3 protein-coding genes and 1 pseudogene are annotated in these 1,669 nt (G+C 70.0%); 1 reads left to right on the top strand and 3 read right to left on the bottom strand.

From position 1 onward, the window contains the following. Positions 1–569: alpha-E domain-containing protein (locus tag AC2VOR_RS12545; protein ID WP_486963888.1), on the top strand; the 569-nt coding region annotated here is incomplete at its 5' end. Here the strand turns inward: AC2VOR_RS12545 and AC2VOR_RS12540 are convergent. The 3 genes and pseudogenes from AC2VOR_RS12540 to AC2VOR_RS12530 all read right to left on the bottom strand — a co-directional run. After that, entirely contained in the window at positions 566–712 is a 147-nt protein-coding gene (locus AC2VOR_RS12540) for a hypothetical protein (protein WP_486963887.1), read from the bottom strand. The genes AC2VOR_RS12545 and AC2VOR_RS12540 overlap by 4 nt on opposite strands. 76 nt (positions 713–788) lie before the next feature. Further along, positions 789–1,238: pseudogene (locus AC2VOR_RS12535) on the bottom strand (DUF6629 family protein); the annotation flags it as partial. A gap of 51 nt (positions 1,239–1,289) precedes the next feature. Further along, positions 1,290–1,669 (bottom strand): putative zinc-binding metallopeptidase (locus AC2VOR_RS12530; RefSeq protein WP_486963886.1); only part of this gene is annotated, 380 nt, incomplete at its 5' end.

The following is a 1,669-nucleotide window of genomic DNA, read 5'->3' as shown; positions in this document are numbered from 1 at the left end:
CGCTGTCGGGGGTGGCCGCCGAGTCCATGGTGCGCGACGCGGGCTGGACGATCATGGACATCGGCAAGCGCATCGAACGGGGCCTGTGGCTCACCGCTTTGCTGCAGGCCACGCTGACCGTGGTGCGGCCCGCGGCGGCCGAACAGATCATCATCGAGGCGGCGCTGGTGGCCTGCGAGTCGGCGGTGATCTACCGGCGCCGGACAGCCGGCTCGGTCAGCGTGGCCGCGATGGCCGAGCTGATGCTGTTCGACGCCACGAACCCGCGGTCGTTGCTGCACCAGGTGGAGCGGCTGCGGGCCAACCTGCGCGACCTGCCCGGGTCGTCGGGTTCGTCGCGCCCGGAGCGCCTGGTCGACGAGATCAGCACCCTGCTGCGCCGGTCCCATCCCGCCGAGCTCGAGCAGGTCAGCGACGACGGGCGCCGCGCGGAGCTGGCCGGCCTGCTGGCCGGGATACACGCCGGGCTGCGCGACCTGGCCGAGGCGATCACCGCCACGCAGCTGGCGCTGCCCGGCCACATGCAGCCGTTGTGGGGTCCCGACGAGCGCCGGGTGTTGCCGGCTTAGACGGCGTTGGACTCCGACCGTTCCCCGGCGAAACCGTGGTAGCGGTGCGGATCGGGCAGTCGCCGGCGTCGCGCCATGTGCACCAGTACCAGGACCGACAGCACCGCGGCGTAGACACACCACAGCGACGCGAACGCCTGCACGTAGAGGACGGCCGACCACGATCAGGCCCGCCAGGTTCGCCCATCCGAACACCACGATGGAGCGATAGCCCGACAGCACCGCCGGACCGATGACGGCGATCACGTAGAGCACCGCCCAGAAGTAGCCGTCGTGAACGCCGGTCTGGTAGCGCAGCGCGTGGGGGCACGTCGTCACCCCGATGGGCTCGGTGAGGACGACGACGGCCAGGTAGCCCGCGACGACGGCGCCGAGCATCGCGAACGGCGCCATCCGCAGCCGGGTAGCGTGCGGTTCGAGCATCAAGACGGCCACCGGGACCAGCGCGGGTAGCAGCGGCAGCGCGATGAAGACGTAGGCGCGCATCGCCAAATGCGCCAATCCCGCGGAGACGACGCCGTTGGGCCACACCGCCGCCTCGATGAACTGGTGGACCGCGAACACCCTGGGCAGCAACGCAAACGGCACTTCGCGACAGTGCTTGACCGCGCGCAGGGTCAACACCGCGACCGGCACGAGGGCGGTACCCACCACCAGGTAGGCCGTCATCGAGAAGCACATCGCCGGGTGTGTGCCCACTTTCCGGCGCCGCCAACCGGGCTAGCCCGCGATCGCGGCGGCTCCCCCCGACGCCGACGTCACCTCGTCGATCACGGTGTGGATGAACCGCATCTTCTCCAGCACCGCCGCGGGCAGCACGAACGGATAGAGGTCGTCGTGGCCCATCGACCGGTTCACCATGTTCAGCGACCACGACAGCGGCAGCCACAGGTCGATGATCGTCGCAAAGGCGCTGGGGCCCAACATGGTCCGGTCGAAAGTCGCCGTCGCCGGTGCGAAGCCGCACCATGCCGAGGTGTCCAGGGTGTCGCGGATGTGCAGATAGTGGGCGAAGGTCTCGGCCCAGTCCTCGGCGGGATGCATCGTCGCATACGACGACACGAACCGCTCCTGCCAGCCGTCGGGCGCGCCCTCGCTGT

The sequence above is a fragment of the Mycobacterium sp. TH-M103 genome (genome assembly GCF_057473785.1).
This window is presented reverse-complemented; position numbering and strand designations above follow the sequence as displayed.